This window comes from Methylomonas sp. DH-1 (genome assembly GCF_046097555.1).
In the GTDB taxonomy this organism is placed as follows: domain Bacteria; phylum Pseudomonadota; class Gammaproteobacteria; order Methylococcales; family Methylomonadaceae; genus Methylomonas; species Methylomonas koyamae.
In genome coordinates this window covers 2,615,003-2,632,761 of sequence record NZ_CP143089.1, presented here as the reverse complement: position 1 = coordinate 2,632,761, position 17,759 = coordinate 2,615,003, and the positions used below count along the sequence as shown (strand labels likewise).

At 58.9% G+C, this 17,759-nt stretch carries 16 protein-coding genes; 8 read left to right on the top strand and 8 right to left on the bottom strand.

Features of this window, described 5'->3' with window-relative positions; translation table 11 throughout:
• The first annotated feature begins 3 nt into the window (after nt 1–3).
• From VXJ35_RS12055 to VXJ35_RS12035, 5 genes are all read left to right on the top strand, one after another.
• Nucleotides 4–1,251, top strand: coding sequence for a lipoprotein-releasing ABC transporter permease subunit (locus tag VXJ35_RS12055; protein ID WP_064021739.1), 1,248 nt, complete (start codon nt 4–6; stop codon nt 1,249–1,251).
• Nucleotides 1,244–1,942, top strand: a complete 699-nt coding sequence (gene lolD / locus VXJ35_RS12050) for a lipoprotein-releasing ABC transporter ATP-binding protein LolD (protein ID WP_054762215.1) — start codon at nt 1,244–1,246, stop codon at nt 1,940–1,942. The genes VXJ35_RS12055 and lolD overlap by 8 nt, the downstream gene beginning before the upstream one ends.
• A 230-nt stretch (nt 1,943–2,172) precedes the next feature.
• Nucleotides 2,173–2,763: a LemA family protein gene (locus VXJ35_RS12045; protein WP_064021738.1), complete on the top strand. Its 591-nt coding sequence runs from the start codon at nt 2,173–2,175 to the stop codon at nt 2,761–2,763.
• Between the two features lie 2 nt (nt 2,764–2,765).
• Nucleotides 2,766–3,617 (top strand): YgcG family protein, encoded by an 852-nt coding sequence (locus tag VXJ35_RS12040; RefSeq protein WP_064021737.1) that lies wholly within the window; start codon nt 2,766–2,768, stop codon nt 3,615–3,617.
• Between the two features lie 11 nt (nt 3,618–3,628).
• Nucleotides 3,629–4,123, top strand: a complete 495-nt coding sequence (locus VXJ35_RS12035) for a TPM domain-containing protein (protein WP_231914736.1) — start codon at nt 3,629–3,631, stop codon at nt 4,121–4,123.
• A gap of 12 nt (nt 4,124–4,135) precedes the next feature.
• Here VXJ35_RS12035 and VXJ35_RS12030 read toward each other — a convergent pair whose 3' ends face one another.
• Together VXJ35_RS12030 and VXJ35_RS12025 are read right to left on the bottom strand one after the other, a co-directional pair.
• Nucleotides 4,136–5,116: an HD domain-containing phosphohydrolase gene (locus tag VXJ35_RS12030; protein ID WP_064021735.1), complete on the bottom strand. Its 981-nt coding sequence runs from the start codon at nt 5,114–5,116 to the stop codon at nt 4,136–4,138.
• The gene (locus tag VXJ35_RS12025) at nt 5,113–8,883 is read right to left on the bottom strand and encodes a PAS domain S-box protein (RefSeq protein ID WP_064021734.1); all 3,771 of its coding nucleotides are present in this window, start codon (nt 8,881–8,883) and stop codon (nt 5,113–5,115) included. Before VXJ35_RS12025 ends, VXJ35_RS12030 begins: the two co-directional genes overlap by 4 nt.
• Before the next feature lie 103 nt (nt 8,884–8,986).
• Here VXJ35_RS12025 and VXJ35_RS12020 point away from each other — a divergent pair, with 103 nt between their 5' ends.
• Both VXJ35_RS12020 and VXJ35_RS12015 read left to right on the top strand, forming a co-directional pair.
• The gene (locus VXJ35_RS12020) at nt 8,987–9,481 is read left to right on the top strand and encodes a GNAT family N-acetyltransferase (RefSeq protein WP_408953910.1); all 495 of its coding nucleotides are present in this window, start codon (nt 8,987–8,989) and stop codon (nt 9,479–9,481) included.
• Between the two features lie 101 nt (nt 9,482–9,582).
• Nucleotides 9,583–11,526 (top strand): hypothetical protein, encoded by a 1,944-nt coding sequence (locus VXJ35_RS12015; RefSeq protein WP_231914735.1) that lies wholly within the window; start codon nt 9,583–9,585, stop codon nt 11,524–11,526.
• A gap of 325 nt (nt 11,527–11,851) precedes the next feature.
• On the opposite strand, the gene VXJ35_RS12010 is transcribed toward VXJ35_RS12015, so the two are convergent.
• Nucleotides 11,852–12,178, bottom strand: coding sequence for a hypothetical protein (locus tag VXJ35_RS12010; RefSeq protein ID WP_064021731.1), 327 nt, complete (start codon nt 12,176–12,178; stop codon nt 11,852–11,854).
• 147 nt (nt 12,179–12,325) lie between these two features.
• Complete coding sequence (gspE, locus tag VXJ35_RS12005) at nt 12,326–14,038, bottom strand: type II secretion system ATPase GspE (RefSeq protein ID WP_064021730.1); 1,713 nt, start codon at nt 14,036–14,038, stop codon at nt 12,326–12,328.
• Between the two features lie 111 nt (nt 14,039–14,149).
• On the opposite strand from gspE, the gene VXJ35_RS12000 reads away from it, so the two are divergent.
• A complete protein-coding gene (locus VXJ35_RS12000; protein WP_064021729.1) occupies nt 14,150–14,350 on the top strand; it encodes a hypothetical protein in 201 nt (66 codons plus the stop codon).
• Nucleotides 14,351–14,356: 6 nt separating this feature from the next.
• On the opposite strand, the gene VXJ35_RS11995 is transcribed toward VXJ35_RS12000, so the two are convergent.
• From VXJ35_RS11995 to VXJ35_RS11980, 4 genes are read right to left on the bottom strand one after another with little or no spacing between them, the layout of a single operon-like run.
• Nucleotides 14,357–15,298 carry a DUF523 and DUF1722 domain-containing protein gene (locus VXJ35_RS11995; RefSeq protein WP_064021728.1) on the bottom strand — a complete coding sequence of 314 codons (942 nt, stop codon included), beginning with the start codon at nt 15,296–15,298 and terminating at the stop codon, nt 14,357–14,359.
• Between the two features lie 14 nt (nt 15,299–15,312).
• On the bottom strand, nt 15,313–15,834 hold the full coding sequence (locus tag VXJ35_RS11990) for a lipocalin family protein (RefSeq protein WP_064021727.1): 522 nt from the start codon (nt 15,832–15,834) through the stop codon (nt 15,313–15,315).
• A 4-nt stretch (nt 15,835–15,838) separates the two neighbouring features.
• Complete coding sequence (locus tag VXJ35_RS11985) at nt 15,839–17,224, bottom strand: deoxyribodipyrimidine photo-lyase (RefSeq protein WP_064021726.1); 1,386 nt, start codon at nt 17,222–17,224, stop codon at nt 15,839–15,841.
• A 5-nt stretch (nt 17,225–17,229) separates the two neighbouring features.
• Nucleotides 17,230–17,739, bottom strand: a complete 510-nt coding sequence (locus VXJ35_RS11980; protein WP_064021725.1) for a hypothetical protein — start codon at nt 17,737–17,739, stop codon at nt 17,230–17,232.
• Nucleotides 17,740–17,759 lie beyond the last annotated feature (20 nt).

Genomic DNA, 17,759 nt, shown 5'->3' with positions numbered 1-17,759 from the left:
AGCATGTTCAAACCTCTCATCCTGTATATCGGGTTACGCTATACCCGTGCCAAAAAGCGCACCCAATTCATTTCTTTTATCACGCTAACTTCGGTGCTGGGGATTGCCTTGGGCGTTACCGCCTTGATCACCGTGCTGTCGGTCATGAACGGTTTCGAAGCCGAATTGCGCGAGCGGATTCTGGGCATGACGGCGCACAGTACCGTGACGGGCCGCTACGGCCAGTTGGACGATTGGCGGGCCTTGGAACAACGCACTCGCGAAATGCCGCACGTGCTGGGTGCGGCGCCCTTCATCCACGGCCAGGTCATGATCAACGCCGACCGCCAAGTCAGCGGTACCTTGTTGCAAGGCATCCTGCCGGAGCAGGAAGCGAAAGTCTCTGAAGTTGCCGACAAAATGATGTTCGGCAACCTTAACGATCTGCTGCCGGGCGAGTTCGGCATCGTGCTGGGCGCCGAGCTGGCCAGTTATCTGGGCGTAATGATCGGCGACAAGGTCACTATCATTACGCCGCAAATCAACTCCACGCCGGCCGGTATTCTGCCGCGCATGAAGCGTTTTACCGTAGTCGGCGTATTCAAAGTCGGCATGTACGAATACGACCGCAACATGGCACTGATGCACCTGGACGACGCCGGCAAACTGTTCCGTTTGGAGCAAGCGGCATCCGGCCTGCGGCTCAAATTGGACGATTTGTTCAACGCACCGATGATTACGCAAAGCCTGGCCGACGCCTTGGGCGACGAGTACCGCGTCAGCGATTGGACCAAGGCCCACAGCAATTTCTTCCGAGCGGTACAAACCGAGAAGCGGGCGATGTTCATCATTTTGTTGTTGATCGTTGCAGTGGCGGCATTCAACATCGTCTCGACGCTGGTCATGGTGGTCACCGACAAACGCGGCGATATTGCCATTCTGAAAACCCAGGGACTATCTAACGCTTCGGTGATGGGCATTTTCATTGTCTTGGGTTGCATCATCGGCAGCATCGGCACCTTGTTCGGCACGGTCGGCGGCGTGTTATTGGCTCTGAATGTAGAAACCATCGTCCCGGCCATCGAAAAAACCTTCGGCGTGCAATTCATGTCGGCCGACGTGTACTACATTAGCGAGGTCCCCTCCAAATTGATCTGGAACGACGTGTACTGGATTGCCGGCGTCGCCTTCCTGTTGTCATTGTTGGCAACCTTGTATCCGGCCTGGCAGGCGGCACGGGTCAATCCGGCCGAGGTGTTGCGCTATGAATAATAACGTCGTGTTGCAATGCCGGCAGCTTACCAAGCGTTACGAGCAGGGCGATCTGAACGTCGAAGTGTTGAAAGGCGTCGATTTAACCATACACGCCGGCCAGCGCGTCGCCATCATGGGCGCCTCCGGTTCCGGCAAGAGTACCTTGCTGCACCTGTTGGGCGGTTTGGACAAGTCCAGTTCCGGCACGGTGATTTTGGACGGCGCGGATTTGAACCAAATCGGTGCCGCCAAATTGAGCCAATTGCGCAACCGCTCGCTCGGTTTCATCTACCAATTTCACCATCTGCTAGGCGAATTCACGATCCTGGAAAACGTGGCGATGCCGTTATTGATCGGTAATCAGCCGATTAAATCGGCGCAACAACAAGCCGCCGAATTATTAAAACGGGTCGGCTTGGGCCATAGAATGCAACACAAGCCCGGCGAGCTGTCCGGCGGCGAACGCCAGCGCGCCGCGGTGGCGCGGGCTTTGATCAACAAACCCAAATGCGTTCTGGCCGACGAACCGACCGGCAATCTGGACAGCAAAACCGCCGAGCAGATTTACCAACTGATGTTGGAATTGAATCGGGAATTGCAGGTCAGTTTCCTGGTGGTCACCCACGACCCCGATCTGGCGGCGCGGATGGATCATGTGTTGTATATGGAAGATGGCTTGATTGTGCCGGATAGAACCCATCACAATTAAATAGTATCGGCGCATAGTCGGCCGCTGTTGCCGGCTTCGAAGCGAAGCTACCTCGGGGCGGCGAGGCGATTTTCTATCTCGCAACCTGTTAGCCGTCTGGCCGGCATCACGCCTTTTCCTTGATTTTAAGCAATCCAAATAAGCCCGACCCGTTTAACATGATCCGGCCGCAGCCCACGGCAGCGGCGTGTTATGCTGGCGTGGCTTTGCCGTTCTATCAGGAGTAAACAATGCAAAAATGGTTATCGGTTTTTTTTCTGTTGTTGTCGCTGCAATTGTCGGGTTGCGGTTACAACACCTTTCAGAGCCAGGACGAGCAGATCAATGCCAGTTGGGCGGAGGTATTGAACCAATACCAGCGCCGGGCCGATCTGGTGCCTAATCTGGTCAATACGGTCAAAGGCTATGCCGGCCACGAAAAAGAGGTACTGGAGGCGGTGACGGCGTCCCGCGCCAAAGTCGGCGCGATTCAGGCCAGCCCGGAATTGGTTAACGACGAACAGGCGTTTGCCAAATTTCAGGCGGCGCAGGGCGAATTGAGTTCGGCGCTGTCCAGGTTGCTGGTGGTTTCGGAAAACTATCCGAATTTGAAAGCCGACGCCAATTTCCGCGATTTGCAGGCGCAACTGGAAGGTACCGAAAACCGGATCACCGTGGCCCGTAACCGTTACATCGCCGCAATCAAAGAATACAACGTCACGGTGCGCTCGTTTCCGAGCAATCTGACGGCGATGCTGTTCGGCTACAAAACCAAACCGTCGTTTAGCGTCGAAAACGAGAAAGCGATTTCCAGCGCACCGGCCGTCGATTTCGGCAAATAACCATGCGCGACTGCCTTGTTCTGCGGCGACCGTGCCTGGCCTGGATGCTGGTCTTTCTTGCCCTGATCGGTCCAGCGGCGGCACAGCAGGCGCCGATTCCGGATTTGAGCCGGCGCGTCACCGATACGGTGGCAGCCCTGACTCCGGCACAGCAAACGGCGTTGGAGCAGAAGTTGGCCGGATTCGAAGCGGAAAAGGGCAGCCAGATCGCGGTATTGATCGTGGCCAGTACTCAGCCGGAAGACATCGCCCAGTATTCGATCCGGGTGGTCGAGCAATGGCGATTGGGCCGCAAGGGCGTCGACGACGGCATTCTGTTGTTAGTGGCAAAAGACGACCGCACCACGCGCATCGAGGTCGGTTACGGTTTGGAAGGCGTGGTGCCGGATGCGTTGGCCAAACGCATCATCGAAGACATCATGATCCCAAAATTTCGCCAAGGCGACTTTGCCGGCGGCGTTAACGCCGGGGTGGACAGCCTGATCGGTTTGATTCAAGGCGAGCCGTTGCCGGCGGTGCAGTCAGGGCCGGCCGGCGAGCGTCTCAGCCAGTATTTGCCGCATCTGTTCATCGCAGCGATCTTCGTCGGCGGCCTGCTACGGGCCATATTCGGTAAAGTTCTCGGCGGCCTGGCCACCGGCGGCGCGGTCGGCGCCGCGGTCTGGCTGCTTGGTGGCGGCGTGCTGCTGGCGTTATTGCTGGCATTCATGGCGTTTGTAATTTCATTAAGCGACAACCGTGGCCGCCGCGGCGGTTATCGCGGCGGCGGCTTCGACGGATTCGGCGGCGGAGGCGGCGGTTTTTCCGGTGGCGGCGGCGGGTTCGGCGGCGGCGGTGCCTCCGGGCGGTGGTAGACGCTATGGCTATGCTTCGGTTTTTAAAACACGTTTTCAGCGGCCCTTGGAGTGTGAAGCGGGCGTTTCCGCAGCGTAGCCTGGGCGCCATCGAAGCGGCAATCGCGGCCAGCGAGCAGTCGCATCTGGGCGAAGTGCGTTTTGCCGTCGAGGGCGCACTCGATATCGGCGATTTGCTGCGCGCGACGACGGCGCGCGATAGAGCCCTGGAAATCTTCGCGCTGAATCGGATATGGGATACCGAGCACAACAGCGGTGTGTTGATCTACCTGTTGCTGGCCGACCGCCGGGTGGAAATCGTCGCCGACCGCGGCATCCACGGCAAAGTCGGGGAGGCGGGCTGGCAACGGATTTGCCGCGATATGGAAAACCAGTTCCGCCGCGGCGATTTCGAGCCCGGCGTACTCGGCGGTATCGCAGCGATTACCGAGCAATTGCAACAACATTTCCCGGCCGGGATTAAGGCCAACCCCAACGAAATCGCTAACGCGCCGTTGCTGCTCTGATGCGCTGGCGGTTCAAGCTGCGAACTGGGCCTTCAACTCCAATATTTCCGGCATGATGTCCATGAACAATTCCAGCAAGCGCGGATCGAAATGGCTGCCGGCACCGCTGCGCATCGTGTCCAACACCGTCTGTAACGGCCACGATTCTTTGTAAGGCCGCTTGCTGCTCAATGCGTCGAATACGTCGGCAATCGCGACGATGCGGGCCGATTCGGGAATGGCCGTGCCGGCCAAGCCGGCCGGGTAGCCGCCGCCGTCCCAACGTTCGTGGTGGTAGAGGGCAATTTCGGCGGCCATTTTGAATACCGGATTGTCGGTCTTGCTCAGAATGTCGTAGCCGATTTGCGAATGCGATTTCATGATGTCCCAATCGCGGCCGGCCAAACCGGTTGCCGCTTTTAAAATTGCATGGGGAATGCCGATCTTGCCGGTGTCGTGGGTCGGCGCCGCTAACTTTATCATCTCAACTTGCGCCGGACTCCAGCCGGCGGCGCCGGCCAGTGCCGCCGAATACGCCGCCATGCGCCAAATGTGGTCGCCGGTGTAGGGATCGTTGTAATGGCCGGCGGCCCCGAGCATTTCGATTGCGGCCCGAGCCAGATCGTCCAATTCTTCGACCCGGACCAGCGACAAGTGGGTTTGCACCCGGCGTAGCACGATAGGGCCGGACACCGGCTTTTGAATGTAATCGACGGCGCCGACGTCGAAGCCGTAGGCCTCGTTCTCGGTTTCGCCCATCGCCGTGACAAAAATAACCGGAATCTTCGCCGTCGCGGCATCGGCTTTCAGGCGAGTGCAGACTTGGTAACCGTCCATATCCGGCATCATGATGTCCAGCAAAATCAGGTCCGGGCCGTGGTCGTGGGCGGCGGCCAGGGCTTTTTCGCCGTTGATCGCAAAAATCAGTTCGTAGCGGTCTTTCAGGATTTGCTGCAACACCTTCAGATTGTTCGGTTCGTCGTCGACCAGCAGCAGTTTGTAACTGTCTTTCATGGTTGTTCTCCTCCCGCGGCATCGGCAAGTTTGGCTTGTAGCCGCCTGGCTTCGGCCTTGGCGCCGTCGAAATCGAAACTGTCCAGTTCGTAGCGGATGGCTTTCAATTCGGTGCCGGCCAGATAAGGCGCCAACTCTTGCAATACCGGTTCGACTTTTTCCGGATTCAGCGTGTCCAGATTGCGAAGCAGTTGTTGCAGCAGTTCGGCGATGCGCTCGCCGTCGAAGGCTTCCACGCTGGCTACCGGCGGTTTCTCCGGCAATTCCAGCCGGCGGATCGCGGCCGCGGCTTGGTCGAGTGCGCCGCGCAGGCGGTCGAGTTGGGTTGCGGCCAGTTCGGGGCTGCCGTTCTTCAGATCGGCGTCGATGGCGGCGGCCAACGCGGCGATGTCGGTCAAGGCCAGATTGCCGGCCACGCCTTTCAGCGCGTGTGCGCCGCGCTTGGCGGCTTCGCTGTCGCCGCTCGCCAGATTACGCTGGATTTTGTCGGCGTCGGCGCCGTGTTGGGCGGCGAAATTGAGTAGCGCGTCGGCGTAAATCAATGGGTCCAGCCAATTGCTCAGGCCTTTGCGGTAATCGGCAACCTCGGCCAGCGGCGCGAAATCGACGCTGACTTCGTTGGCGGCGACCGGCGCTGCGCCGTTGTTGGCGATGCCGAAACCGGCCGGCGTCAGGTTTTCCATCTGCGCCAGCAATTCGTCGATGTCGATCGGTTTGCCGACGATCGCATCGATGCCAGCCGCCAACGATTCCTGGCGCTCGTGGTTGAGGACGCTGGCGGTCAGGGCCAATATCGGAATGCGCCGGTCGCGGCCTTGTTCCAGTTCCCGGATGCGGCGGGTGGCCTGGATGCCGTCCATCACCGGCATTTGCAGGTCCATCAGAATTAAATCGAAGTCGGACTCTTGAAAGGCTGCGACCGCTTCGGCGCCGTTTTTGACCCAGCGTACCCGGTGGCCTTGCTGTTCCAGGCGCAGGCTGGCCAGTGTGGCGTTGGCTTCGACATCCTCGGCCAACAGAATCTTGAACCGGCGCGGCGAGTAAAAGGCCAGTTTGCGTGGCGTGGCCGATTCGTACAGGCAATTGTCGGTGGCCACCGCTTCCGGTAACCGCACCGTGAAATGGAATACCGAGCCGACGCCGAGCTGGCTTTCCACCCAAATCCGCCCGCCCATCATTTCCACGATTTGCTTGCTGATTGTGGTGCCGAGGCCGGTGCCGCCGAAGCGGCGGCTGGTGGTGGCGTCGGCTTGGGAAAACGATTCGAAAATGCGTTCGGTTTGTTCCGGGGTCATGCCGATGCCGGTGTCGGCGATGGCGAAATGCAGCATTTCCGGCTGTTCGGCCCGGCCGATGCTGACCGCGATGTAACCGGCGTCGGTGAATTTGACCGAATTGCCGACCAGGTTCAAGATCACTTGCCGCAGCCGGTTCGGGTCGCCGACAAAATGGCGGGGCAGGCCGGCTTCCAATGCCAGATCGATGCGCAATCCTTTTTCGGCAGCGCGTAAACTCATGATTTGCAGCGCTTCCTGAATCGCGACCGGCAAGTTGAAGCAGACCGCTTCCAACTCGATTTTGCCGGCCTCGATCTTGGAGAAATCGAGGATGTCGTTGATCACGCTCAGCAAATGCCGGCCGGAGCTGAGGATGGTTTTGATGTGGTTGCGGGTGGCGTTGGACAAGTTGGCGTCCTGCAGCGCGACCTCGGCGAAGCCGATCACCGTGTTCATCGGCGTGCGGATTTCGTGGCTCATATTGGCCAGGAAATTGGCCTTGGCTTTGGCGGCGGCCTCGGCAGCTTCCTTGGCCTGGCGCAGTTCCTGTTCCGCCTGTTTTTGCAGCGTGATGTCGGAAATAAAGCCGACGAAAATGTGGCGGCCTTCGGAAATGATGCCGTGGCCGACCGCCAAACTGGCCGGGAAACGGCTACCGTCCTTGCGTTGCGCGACTACTTCCCGCTCGGTACCGAGGATTTTGGATTGCCGGCCTTCCAGAAAGCGGCGAATGTAACTGTCGTGGGCCGAGGCGTCGGGTTCCGGCATCAACAACGAAACGTTCTTGCCGACGATTTCTTCGCTGCGCCAGCCGAACAGCTTTTCGGCAGCCGGATTGAACATATGGATGGTGCCGCTGCTGTCGATGGATACCACGCCGTTGACCGCGGTTTGGACGATGGCTTTGACTTCGGTGGTGGCCATCGCCACCAGTTGTTCCAGATGTTCGCGATATTCCAGCAATTCCGCTTCCGCCGCTTTGCGCTCGGTGATATCGGTGATCGAACCGACCATGCGTACCGGGCGTCCGGTTTCGTCGCGCAAGGCCTCGCCCCGGTCCAATACCCAGCGGTAACTGCCGTCGCGGTGGCGCAGGCGCAATTCGGTGGTATAGCGTTCGTTATGTTCCAAGTGGCGGGCAAAGGTCTCGCTGGCTCGGGCCTTGTCGTCGGGATGGATCAATTCGAAGAAAATCGTCTCCACGTTCGGCAGTTCGCCTGCGGCGTAACCGAGAATCTTATTCCAGCGCGGCGACAGGTAATATTCGTGGGTCAGGATGTTCCAGTCCCAGATGCCGTCGTTGACTGCGCGCTCGGCCAGGATGTAACGCTCTTCGCTGGTGCGCAGTTCCCGGGTGCGCTCGGCGATTTTCGCCTCCAGGTTATGCTGGGCGTCGGCCAGTGCGTCGGTCATATGGTTAAAGGAACTGGCCAGTTCGGCGATTTCGTCGCGCCCGGCCACCTCGGCCCGCAGACTGAAGTCGCCGTCGCGAATCCGGCGCGCGGTACAGGTCAGCCGCGCGATCGGCCCGACGATGCGCTTGGCCAGCAGATGCGAGGCAAAGCCGGTCAATACCACGAAAGCCGATACCACCAACAGCATGTTGTGCTCCAGGCTTTGGATTGGCGCCAACGCTTCATCCTGCTCAATCTGCGCCAAAATACAGCCGCCGATTTCGGCGACATGGCGGTAGCCGTAAATCACCGGCCGGCCGCGGTAATCCTTATCCGAACCCTGTACATTTTCTCCGGCTAGGCAGGCGCGCAACGGTTGGCTGGGGGAGGGCTCGATATGGCCGCGGGCCGGCGGCACGAAATTCCCGTGTTGGTCGGCCAGCAGGTTTTCGCCGGAGCGGCCTAAGTCCGGGTGAGAACCGAATAAGGCCTGGATCGGCGCAATCGGGTAAAACACCGCCAAGCGCCAGGGTTGGTCCGGTTCGCGGGCGATAGCATAAAAATAGCCGGGGCGTTCGGGCTGGGACGGGATCAGGCCGGCGATTTGGCCGCGGCGGAACTCGGCCAAATCGGCAATCGGCAGCGGCGGATTGCCGACCGCCAGCGTTTCGGCCCGATCGCTAAGGAATAACCAGGCACCGGTAGCGCCTTCGCCGTGCAGGAAATCGTTGACGGCGCCGCTGGCGCAATTCCGGTCCAGCCCGGCGCCGGCCAGGCATTTCGCCAGCACTTCGGCCATGAAGGCATCGGCGCGGTTATCGGCGCGGCGTAACACCATGGCCAATTGTTCGCGCCGGCTTTCCGCTACGCGGCCGATAGCGTCGAGGCGATTGCCGCGCATATTGTCGATGGCGAAGCGGTAAGCCATCCAGCCGGTGGCGAACGTCGGCAACAAGATCAACAACAGCAACAGTGCGATCAGTCGTTTTTGCAGCATTTGGTTTAGCCTCGCTGGGATGGCATTGCGGCCGATGTTACGCCGAATCTCGGCGGCGCTGCAATGCTTTAGCGCGCCGGCCCGGTGCAAATTAAACATGCCGCGCCGGCGGTGCTTGTCAAACCGGCGCCGGCAAGGCGTTTGTCGACGCGGCCGATTCAATCGCCGGCCGTTTTCGTATAATTCGGCGCATCCATCCACTGTGACGCCCACTATGCCCATCGTCGATTTATCCGCGGTACCTCACCATTTGCCGACCCTCGCCGCGTGGCACCAAGCCGAATGGGCCTATCTGAATCCCGGCGAAAACCTGGCCATGCGCATCGCCAGGATGCAGGCTTATTTGCAAGACGGTTTGGTTCCTTCCACTTTCGTATACGAACATCGGGGGCAGCCGGTAGGCTCGGCGGCAATCGTGGCCAGCGACATGGACGAGCGGCCGCAATGGTCGCCGTGGCTGGCTAGCGTGTTTGTCGCGCCCGAATTCCGCCGGCAAGGGATCGGCAGCCGCTTGGTGCGGCATGTCATGGCTCAGGCCGCGGCGGCCGGTCACCGGCATTTATATTTGTTTACCCCGGATCAGGCCGCCTTTTACCAAAATCTGGGCTGGCAACCGATTGCCGAAGAAAGCTACCGCGGTAGCCGGGTCAGCGTGATGCGGGCGTTGTTGGCGAGCGGTTCGGCGGCAGAGCCTTAGCGTCGAGACTGATGCCAAAAAAACCTTATTGAATAAGTGCTTGACAGCGGTATTCGGTAAATTCTAGGCTCAGTTGACTTTTGCCACAGCCGGAGTACGCCATGAAACGATTTGCGCTCAGTCTCGCCGGAGCCGTGTTAAGCGGAATGTTTGCCACCCAGACGGCAGCGGTCAGTATTACGCAGCGTGCCGGCAACAATTTCCGCACCGCCGCCAACAACCAAGAATTTTTACTGAACAAGGGTAACGTCAACGCGGACCGCTTCGGTTTGTTGCGGACTTACGATTTCAACGCCAAAGTCGAAACCCAACCTTTGGTGCTGGAAAATGCCGCCAACGGCGACGACCTGGTCATCGTTACGACGATGAAGAACGAAGTCATCGGTATCAACGCCCGCACCAATGCCACGCTGTACAACGTCAAGCTGGGGCCGGAAATCAGTTCCCAGGACATGGACATGTGGAAGCACACGCCGACCTGGGGCATATCGGCCACGCCTATCGTCGACCCGGCCAGCAATACCTTGTATGTCGCCTCCTGGCAGAAGAAAAACAACGACAACCGCTTCCGCGATTATTGGATTTACGCGCTGAATCCGGCCGACGGCAGCCAGAAGGCCGCCCCGGTGCGAATTTTCGGCCGGTCGCAGGAAGGTAACGGCTGTTGGTTCAACGACGCCGGCGCGGTTTACCGGGAAAACAATCAGACCAATCAATACGTCTATCCTAAATTGCGAGCCGGTCTGGCATTGACGGCCAATAACGGCTTGGTGCTGGCGTTTGCCGCTAACGACGAGAAACTGCTGGGCGGGCGCAAAAACCCGCACGGTTTCGTCGTCGCCTACGATACTCGCGCCCTGTTGGGGCAGCCGGGATTTTCCAAGGAGGCGGCAATATTTTGCGCGACGGCGTTCAACTCCTGGGGCGCCGGTATCTGGCACGCCGGCGGCGCACCGGTCACCGAAGACGACATGATTTACGTCGCCACCTCCAACGGTACCTCCAACAACGGCGACGTCGACTTGGCGGAAAGTATGATCAAGCTGCGCTTCAAACCCAGCGTCGGCGGCGCCAGGCCGCTTTTGGAGAAAGTGGATTACTACAAGGCATTCCTGGACGAACGCGTCGCGCCAAAGGATTGCCTGTGGCAGGACAACAACGCGGAAGTCTCCTGCGGCCGGGCCGGTGCCGGCGCTGCCGGCGCGGATTGGGATTTCGGCGCCGCCGGGCCGATGTTGGTGCCGGGCTCCAGTTTGCTGTTGCAAGGCACCAAGGACGGCATCATTTACTCGTTGGATAAATTCAATCTGGGCAAAAACGACCGCTTCAACCAGTTGCTGTCCAAGCCGCCGCTGGTGGCGACGTATTACGGCGGAGGCATCGCCGAAAACTGGGACAGGGCACAACACCTGAACCGCAGCCTGCCGTGTCCGGCCGCCGGCCACAGCGACCACGGCTGGTTCGTGCCCTGCGGCGACCCGGAAAATAATAAGATGCACCACATCCATGCTTTGGCGCTGGCACAACGCGACCAAAGCGGCGGCATCGTCTATGTTTGGGGCGAAAACTCGCGGTTGAAGGCCTACAATTTCTCGACGCTGGACGGCAAATTGCCCAGCTTCCGCGCCGAAGCCGACGATTTGGCCTCGGTCGGCGTAGCCTCTCCCGGCGGCATGCCCGGCGGTTTGCTGATGGTTTCCGGCAAGCCCGCTGCCGGCTCGGCGTTTCCGCATGCGCTCGATTTCGGCTCGGCGCTGGTCTGGGCGGTGTTTTCCAAATTCGGCGATGCAAATAAGGAGTTCGCCGAAGGCCAATTGATCGCCTACGATGCGACCTCAATCATGCCGGGCAATAAACTGAAACGCCTGTTCCGCACCGGCGACGACAATAACGGCGGCCTGGGCAAAATGTCGCGGATGATCCCGCCGGTGGTCGCCAACGGCCGGGTGTACGTGCTGATTTACCGGATCGGCACTTCCGATTGCACGGCGCCGGATAACCAGTTGCCGGTTTGTAGTCAATTGAAGGTTTTTGGATTGCTTTAGCGGATGCGGTCTAACGAGCTTTGCGGCCCCGCTCCGCTCCGCTCTGCGTTGCAGCCGGAATCGTCCGGACAGTTGTAAACTCCATATTCTCTGCGCGACTCGACAGGTCGATTACGTTACTCGTGTTTATGGCGGCGTATGTTTTGGTGCGATCGTTTTGTTTGACCACAAATAATCAACCGGATACGCCGCTTCCCTTCAACTACCAAACACCGGATCCAGTTAAAGCTCTCGACCGGCACGAGCTGCTGGCGTACTGTAATGTTCAGCGCAAAACTGGCAAAGCATCCGCACCATAACCGATTGAGGCCTCAGTTGGACCACATCAGGCTTCGAAACCGGTTTCGAAGCAGTTACGGGCGGATTCGTCGCCGTAGATCAGCGATAACTGCTGTGGGTCGGGGGCAGGTGTACGTAAGGCGGAATAGGCTGCCAGCAGCGGCGCGATATGCCTGGACGATTTCGGGCTGGTATATACCCAATAACACGAGCCGTCGTCGGTCCAATGACCGAACATCGCCATGCCGTCCGGACCGTTCCGGGCTACGTAGGCGGCGCGGAAGGCACCCATTAACACGGCGATTTCGCCGGACTGGTACTCCTGGCTGGACAATTTTATGCGGTGCCAACTGTGGATGGTTGTCGATGCCACGGTAGTCTCCGGGTTCGATTAAAGGCTGAAGGTGTTTGGTGCAGGTTACACGACGCAGGCTCGAGTCGCTATTGGTTGCTCGTGCGAGACTTGATTGACACTGCAAGCGGCACGGTTGCAGTGTCCGCCAGTCGCTGCACCGGATACTCAGGTTTCGGTGGTGACCCGCAGCACTTCTTCCAGCGTGGTCGTGCCTTGCAGCGCCTTACCGACGCCGTCTTCGTACATGGTCTGCATGCCTTCCTCGATCGCGGTTTGCTGGATGACGAAGGCTTCTTCGTGTTTCATGATTTGTTTGCGGATGGTGTCGGTCATCGTCAAAAATTCGATGATCGCCAGCCGGCCTTTGTAGCCGATGCCGTTACAGGCCGGGCAACCCACCGGTTTGTAGAACAGGATGTCGCCGCTGGGTTGCCAGCGCCGCAATTGCATTTCCTCGATCACGGCATCGGCCGCCGGATGGGCCTGCTTACAGTGCGGGCACAGCCTTCTGACCAAGCGTTGGGCCAGGATGCCGTTGATGGTCGAGCTGAGCAGGTATTCTTCCAGGCCCATGTCCTGCAAGCGGGTGACGCCGGCCGCAGCGTCGTTGGTGTGCAAGGTGGACAACACCAAGTGGCCGGTCAGCGCCGATTGCACGGCGATCTTGGCGGTTTCCAGATCGCGCATCTCGCCGATCATGATCACGTCCGGGTCCTGGCGGACGATGGAGCGCAACGCCGAGGCGAAGGTCAGGCCGATCTGCGGTTTGGCTTGAATTTGGTTGATGCCTTCCAGTTGGTACTCGACCGGGTCCTCGACCGTGATGATCTTGCGTTCCGGCGTGTTCAGGGTTTTCAGCGCGGCGTACAACGAGGTGGATTTACCGCTGCCGGTAGGGCCGGTGATCAGCAGGATGCCGTGCGGCTGGGCCAAAACCTCCATGAAGCGCTCGGCCTGCTTGCCGACGAAGCCCAGCGTTTCGAAATCCAGTACCGCGTTCTCTTTGTCCAGCAAGCGGATCACCACGCTTTCGCCGTGCAGCGTCGGAATCGTCGACACCCGCAGATCCAGCTCTTTGCCGATCATTTGCAATTTGATGCGGCCGTCCTGCGGCAGGCGGCGTTCGGCGATATTGAGCTTGGCCATTATCTTGATCCGCGACAACACTGCCGCAGTGGAGGCGACCGGCGGCGAATCAATGTCCTGCAACACGCCGTCGATGCGCAGCCGCACTTTCAGGCTTTGTTCGAACGGCTCGATATGCACGTCGGAGGCCCGGCTTTCCACGGCTTTTTGCAGGATATAGTTGACCATCTTGATGATCGGCGCTTCGGAAGCCAAGTCTTTCAAATGTTCCAGATCTTCGCTGCCTTCCTGTTCGACGTCCAGGTTGTCGCGTAGCTTATCCATCTGCGATTTGCCTTCGCCGTACTGCAACTCCAGGGCCGCATCGATTTCGGCGAGTTGGCCGATCTGCAAGGTCACGGTCTTGCCGGTGGCCAATTGCAGGGCTTGCACGACATAGTCGTCCACCGGGTCCATCACGGCGATTTCAATTTGTTGTTCGTCCGCTGTCAGGCCGACCGCATGGTGTTGCTTCAGAAACCGTTGGGAAATGTGGTCCGGCAGCGGCGAATGAGGCGGGTAGTGTGCCGCCGCCGCGCGTTGGATGCCAGTGGCCGCCACGAAATTGTTGGCGATGTCGTTGTCGGAGCACAAACCGAGTTTAATCAGCAATTGCGGCAGCGAGTCGTCCGGTGCGGTTTTCTGCATGCGCCGGACTTTACCGAGATCGGTGTCCGACAGTTTGCCGCTACCCTTTAATAGGTTGATAAAGGTTGCATATTTTGCGGAGTTTTCCGCGGTGTCCATATCCATCGGATGTACCGTCGAAAGTAGCTGAATTGGTCAAGCATTGTAGCGAGTTTCGCAGTATTCTGAAGCTCATTTCCAACAAGAGCCAGGCGCCAAGCGAACGGAGCGAAACTTATGAACGGAATTCGGGTGTTAAGTCTGACGGTTTGTCTATTGGCCGGTACCGCTTGCAGCGCCGATTGGGCGCAGCGCTTTGCCTACCACGCCGTCGAAAATGCCGGCCAATTGCAATGCCAAAAAGCCATGGCCGACGATTGCGAGCGTCGTCCCGGCTACGACCAGTATCAAAAGCAGCGCCGCGAGTTGGAGCGTTAACGGCGCTCAGATCTCGTTTAACAAGGCCAATTCGGCCGGATGCGGTTGCATGTAAAACGAGTTGTCGATGAAACTATCGGGCTGGCGGCGGAAGTGGTGGCGCAGCAGCGTCAACGGTACGATCAGCGGTACCTGGCCGATGCGGTAGTTTTCGATGGTCTCGGACAATTCCTGTTTGTCGTCGCTGTCCAGCGCCCGTTTCAAATAACCTTGAATGTGTTGCAGCACGTTGACGTGGTTGCCGCGGCTGGCGACGATCTTCAGGCAGGCCATCAATTCGGTTATGTACTCGGCGGCGATAGTCTCGATCCGGGCGTCGGTGGCGCCGGCGACTATCCTACCCAGATTGCGGGCCCGGTTTTGGTCGTGGCTCATCGCGATCAGTTTGTGCCGGCTGTGAAAGGTGATCAAGCCGTGGGCGCTGAGGCCGTCCTCGCATAGTTGCCGCCAGCGCCGGTAGACGAAGACGCGCTGGATGAAGTTTTCCCGCAAACCGGGATCGCCGAGGCGGCCTTCTTCTTCGACCGGCAGGTTGGGGAACGTGGTTTGCAGATAGCCGGCAAAAATCCCGGTGCCATTGCGCACCGGCACCTCGTGTTTGTAGACCTTAACTCGGGTCATGCCGCAACTGGGCGAGTCTTTTTTCAGGATGTAACCGCATAAGCCGCCCAGCCAACCTGCCTGGCGCGCGGCCGCATCCTGCAAACGCTCGGTGACGTCGAAGCTGTGGTCCTTGACGCCGACGCAGCGGATGCCTTCGGCGGTTTCCCGCAACTGTACGCAGGGGCGGGGGATGCCCAGACCGGCTTCGACTTCCGGGCAGAACGGTTTGAAGTCGAAATAGCGGCCCAGCGTGCGCTCGATGTAGCTGTGGTATTTGTGGGCGCCGTCGTAACGGACTTCGTGGCCTAACAGGCAACTGCTGATACCGACCGGAATATTGTGCATGGGAGTCCTTGGGTTCAATGCCGGGGCGCGGCGAAAATCAGTTGGTCGGTGGCGAAACCCAGGCTGCGGGCCTGATCAACCAGACTGTCCAGTGTCGGCTGCGCCAGATCCGGCGTGCGTGCCAGAATCCATAAATAGCTCCGGTCCGGGCCGGCGACCATGGCATATTGGTAGTTAGCCTTGTCCAGCGCGATGATGTTGTAGGCGCCGTAGAACGGCCCGAAAAACGATACTTTCAATCGGCCCAGTTCCTGACCGTCGATAAAGTAGGCCTTGCCTTCGGCACTGCGGCGTTGCTGGGTTTCAGCGTCGAAACCGCTGTTCAGTACTTTGACGCCGCCGTCTTCGCGCAGGCTGTACTCAGCGCGGATTTCGCTGAGGCCGCGTTCGAAGCTGTGATCGAGCCGGGCGATTTCGTGCCAGGTGCCTAAATAGCGCGGCAACTCGAAACCGTCGACCACGGTTAAGCCTTCCGGTATGCCGGTGCAGCCGGTCAACAGCAGCAAAGTGAATATCAGTATCGCAGGTAATCGCATCGGTTCAGGTCGGTTGGTTGGACAATAAGGTTTGGTATTGGGCTTTGATGCTGCGACTTTGCTCGGCATGATTCACCCGCGGCGGCGGATAATCGCCGGCCACTGGCGCCTTTTCCCAGTTGTGAATGGCTTTAGCCGAATAACCTTGCAGCTCCGGCAACCAGGTTTTGATGTAGCGGCAGTCTGGATCGAATTTTTTCTGTTGCAGCCACGGGTTGAAAATCCGGAAATACGGTTGCGCGTCGCAGCCGGTCGACGCCGCCCATTGCCAATTGCCGTTATTGACGCAAGGGTCGTAATCGAGTAGATGCTGGGCGAAATAACGCTCGCCCCAGCGCCAGGACACATGCAGGTCTTTGACCAGGAACGAGGCGGCGACCATGCGTAACCGATTGTGCATCCAGCCGGTCTGGTTCAATTCCCGCATCGCCGCGTCGACGATAGGGAAACCGGTTTGGCCGTTGGCCCAGGCCCAGAAATCGTCTTGGGCATTGCGCCAGCGCAGCCCGTCCAGACGGCGGTCGAAAGCATGGCCGAATACGTGCGGAAAATGGTAGGCGATATGGCTGAAAAAATCGCGCCAGTATAATTGCCGCAACAGCGCATGGTCGGGCCCAAGCTGAACTTGGATGGCTTGGTAGGCCTCGCGTACCGAGCAACAGCCGAACTTCAGATAGGGCGACAAATGGCTGGTGGTGTCCAGTTCCGGAAAATCGCGGGTCTGGCTGTAATCCCGGCATGCCGCCAATGCCGCTAAGTGTTGCAATGCCGCTTGCCGGCCGCCGGCTAGGGCATTCTGCTGCGGCTGGCTCAGGCTTTTCAGCAATTCCGGCCGGTCGGCGTCAACCACAGCTTTGTAAAAGCGCCCGCTAGCCAGGCCTTCCGCGGCAGCCACCGGATTTTGCACCGCTTTTTTGTGAAAGGCGGTAAACACTTGGTAGGGTAAGCCTTTGTCGGTCAATACCCGTTCCGGCTCGTTTAGCAACAGGTCGGCATGGCTATGGAAGCCGATGCCCAATTTTTCGCAACATAACTCTAGTTCCCGGTCGCGCTGGCGGCTAAACGGCGTGTAATCCCGATTGACGAATACCGCTTCGATACTTTGCTGCCGGTGTAGAAGTTCGACGACCGCTTCCGGCCGCTCGCCGAACAGATAGAGTCGGCCGCCGTGCGCCAGACACTGAGTTTGCAAATCGTTTAACGATTCCAGCATGAATTGCAGCGCCGGTTGGCTTCGGTAGGGGTGGGCCTCGATCTGGCGCGGATCGAAAACGAAGCAGGCCAACACCCGCTGCGAGCTTTGCAATGCCGCGTTCAATGCGGTGTTGTCTGCCAGGCGCAGGTCGCGGCGGAAAATAAATAAGGAAGTTCGGTAACGCGGTTTACTCATCGCGGTCAGCAGTCGCCCCAATGGATGGTCATCTGTTGGCAGTTGAAGAAAATGTTGGGGTAATAGCGGTAAATCACCCAACGCAGCAATAAATCCAAAAAAGCCGCGATAGTCATCAATCGGGCCAGCACCGCCCAGCGGTGCGAACCGGTTTTACCCGAACAGCGCCAGATCGCACCGGTCCAGTAAATCAACGGCATCGCCATGATGATGTGCATGGTGACCCAACTGGCGACGGTGAACTCGCCCTCCTGGACCCGGTAATCGATCAAGAACAGTACGGCGTTATACAAAATGAAGAACGGATAGAAGGCGTCCTTTAACTTCAGGTGCCCCAACCAGCTCCATTGCAGGTAAAAATACAGGCTGGGCGGTTCGCGCTCTTCCCATTCCGCGTCCGGTTCCGGCGTCAGGTAAAACACCAATAAGCCGAGGCCGATCGCCACCAACAAGGCTTCGTACCAGCGGATGAACGAGGTAAAGGCAAATAACGCTGACAGGCTGTCGATTAACATGGCATTACCATTATTTCGGG

What these genes read in the sequence shown, in the direction of transcription:
- VXJ35_RS12055 (WP_064021739.1), top strand. Translation starts at nt 4, where the DNA reads ATGTTCAAACCTCTCATCCTGTATATCGGGTTACGCTATACCCGTGCC.
- lolD (WP_054762215.1), top strand. Translation starts at nt 1,244, where the DNA reads ATGAATAATAACGTCGTGTTGCAATGCCGGCAGCTTACCAAGCGTTAC.
- VXJ35_RS12045 (WP_064021738.1), top strand. Translation starts at nt 2,173, where the DNA reads ATGCAAAAATGGTTATCGGTTTTTTTTCTGTTGTTGTCGCTGCAATTG.
- VXJ35_RS12040 (WP_064021737.1), top strand. Translation starts at nt 2,766, where the DNA reads ATGCGCGACTGCCTTGTTCTGCGGCGACCGTGCCTGGCCTGGATGCTG.
- VXJ35_RS12035 (WP_231914736.1), top strand. Translation starts at nt 3,629, where the DNA reads ATGCTTCGGTTTTTAAAACACGTTTTCAGCGGCCCTTGGAGTGTGAAG.
- VXJ35_RS12030 (WP_064021735.1), bottom strand. Translation starts at nt 5,116, where the DNA reads ATGAAAGACAGTTACAAACTGCTGCTGGTCGACGACGAACCGAACAAT.
- VXJ35_RS12025 (WP_064021734.1), bottom strand. Translation starts at nt 8,883, where the DNA reads ATGTTTAATTTGCACCGGGCCGGCGCGCTAAAGCATTGCAGCGCCGCC.
- VXJ35_RS12015 (WP_231914735.1), top strand. Translation starts at nt 9,583, where the DNA reads ATGAAACGATTTGCGCTCAGTCTCGCCGGAGCCGTGTTAAGCGGAATG.
- gspE (WP_064021730.1), bottom strand. Translation starts at nt 14,038, where the DNA reads ATGGATATGGACACCGCGGAAAACTCCGCAAAATATGCAACCTTTATC.
- VXJ35_RS12000 (WP_064021729.1), top strand. Translation starts at nt 14,150, where the DNA reads ATGAACGGAATTCGGGTGTTAAGTCTGACGGTTTGTCTATTGGCCGGT.
- VXJ35_RS11995 (WP_064021728.1), bottom strand. Translation starts at nt 15,298, where the DNA reads ATGCACAATATTCCGGTCGGTATCAGCAGTTGCCTGTTAGGCCACGAA.
- VXJ35_RS11990 (WP_064021727.1), bottom strand. Translation starts at nt 15,834, where the DNA reads ATGCGATTACCTGCGATACTGATATTCACTTTGCTGCTGTTGACCGGC.
- VXJ35_RS11985 (WP_064021726.1), bottom strand. Translation starts at nt 17,224, where the DNA reads ATGAGTAAACCGCGTTACCGAACTTCCTTATTTATTTTCCGCCGCGAC.
- VXJ35_RS11980 (WP_064021725.1), bottom strand. Translation starts at nt 17,739, where the DNA reads ATGTTAATCGACAGCCTGTCAGCGTTATTTGCCTTTACCTCGTTCATC.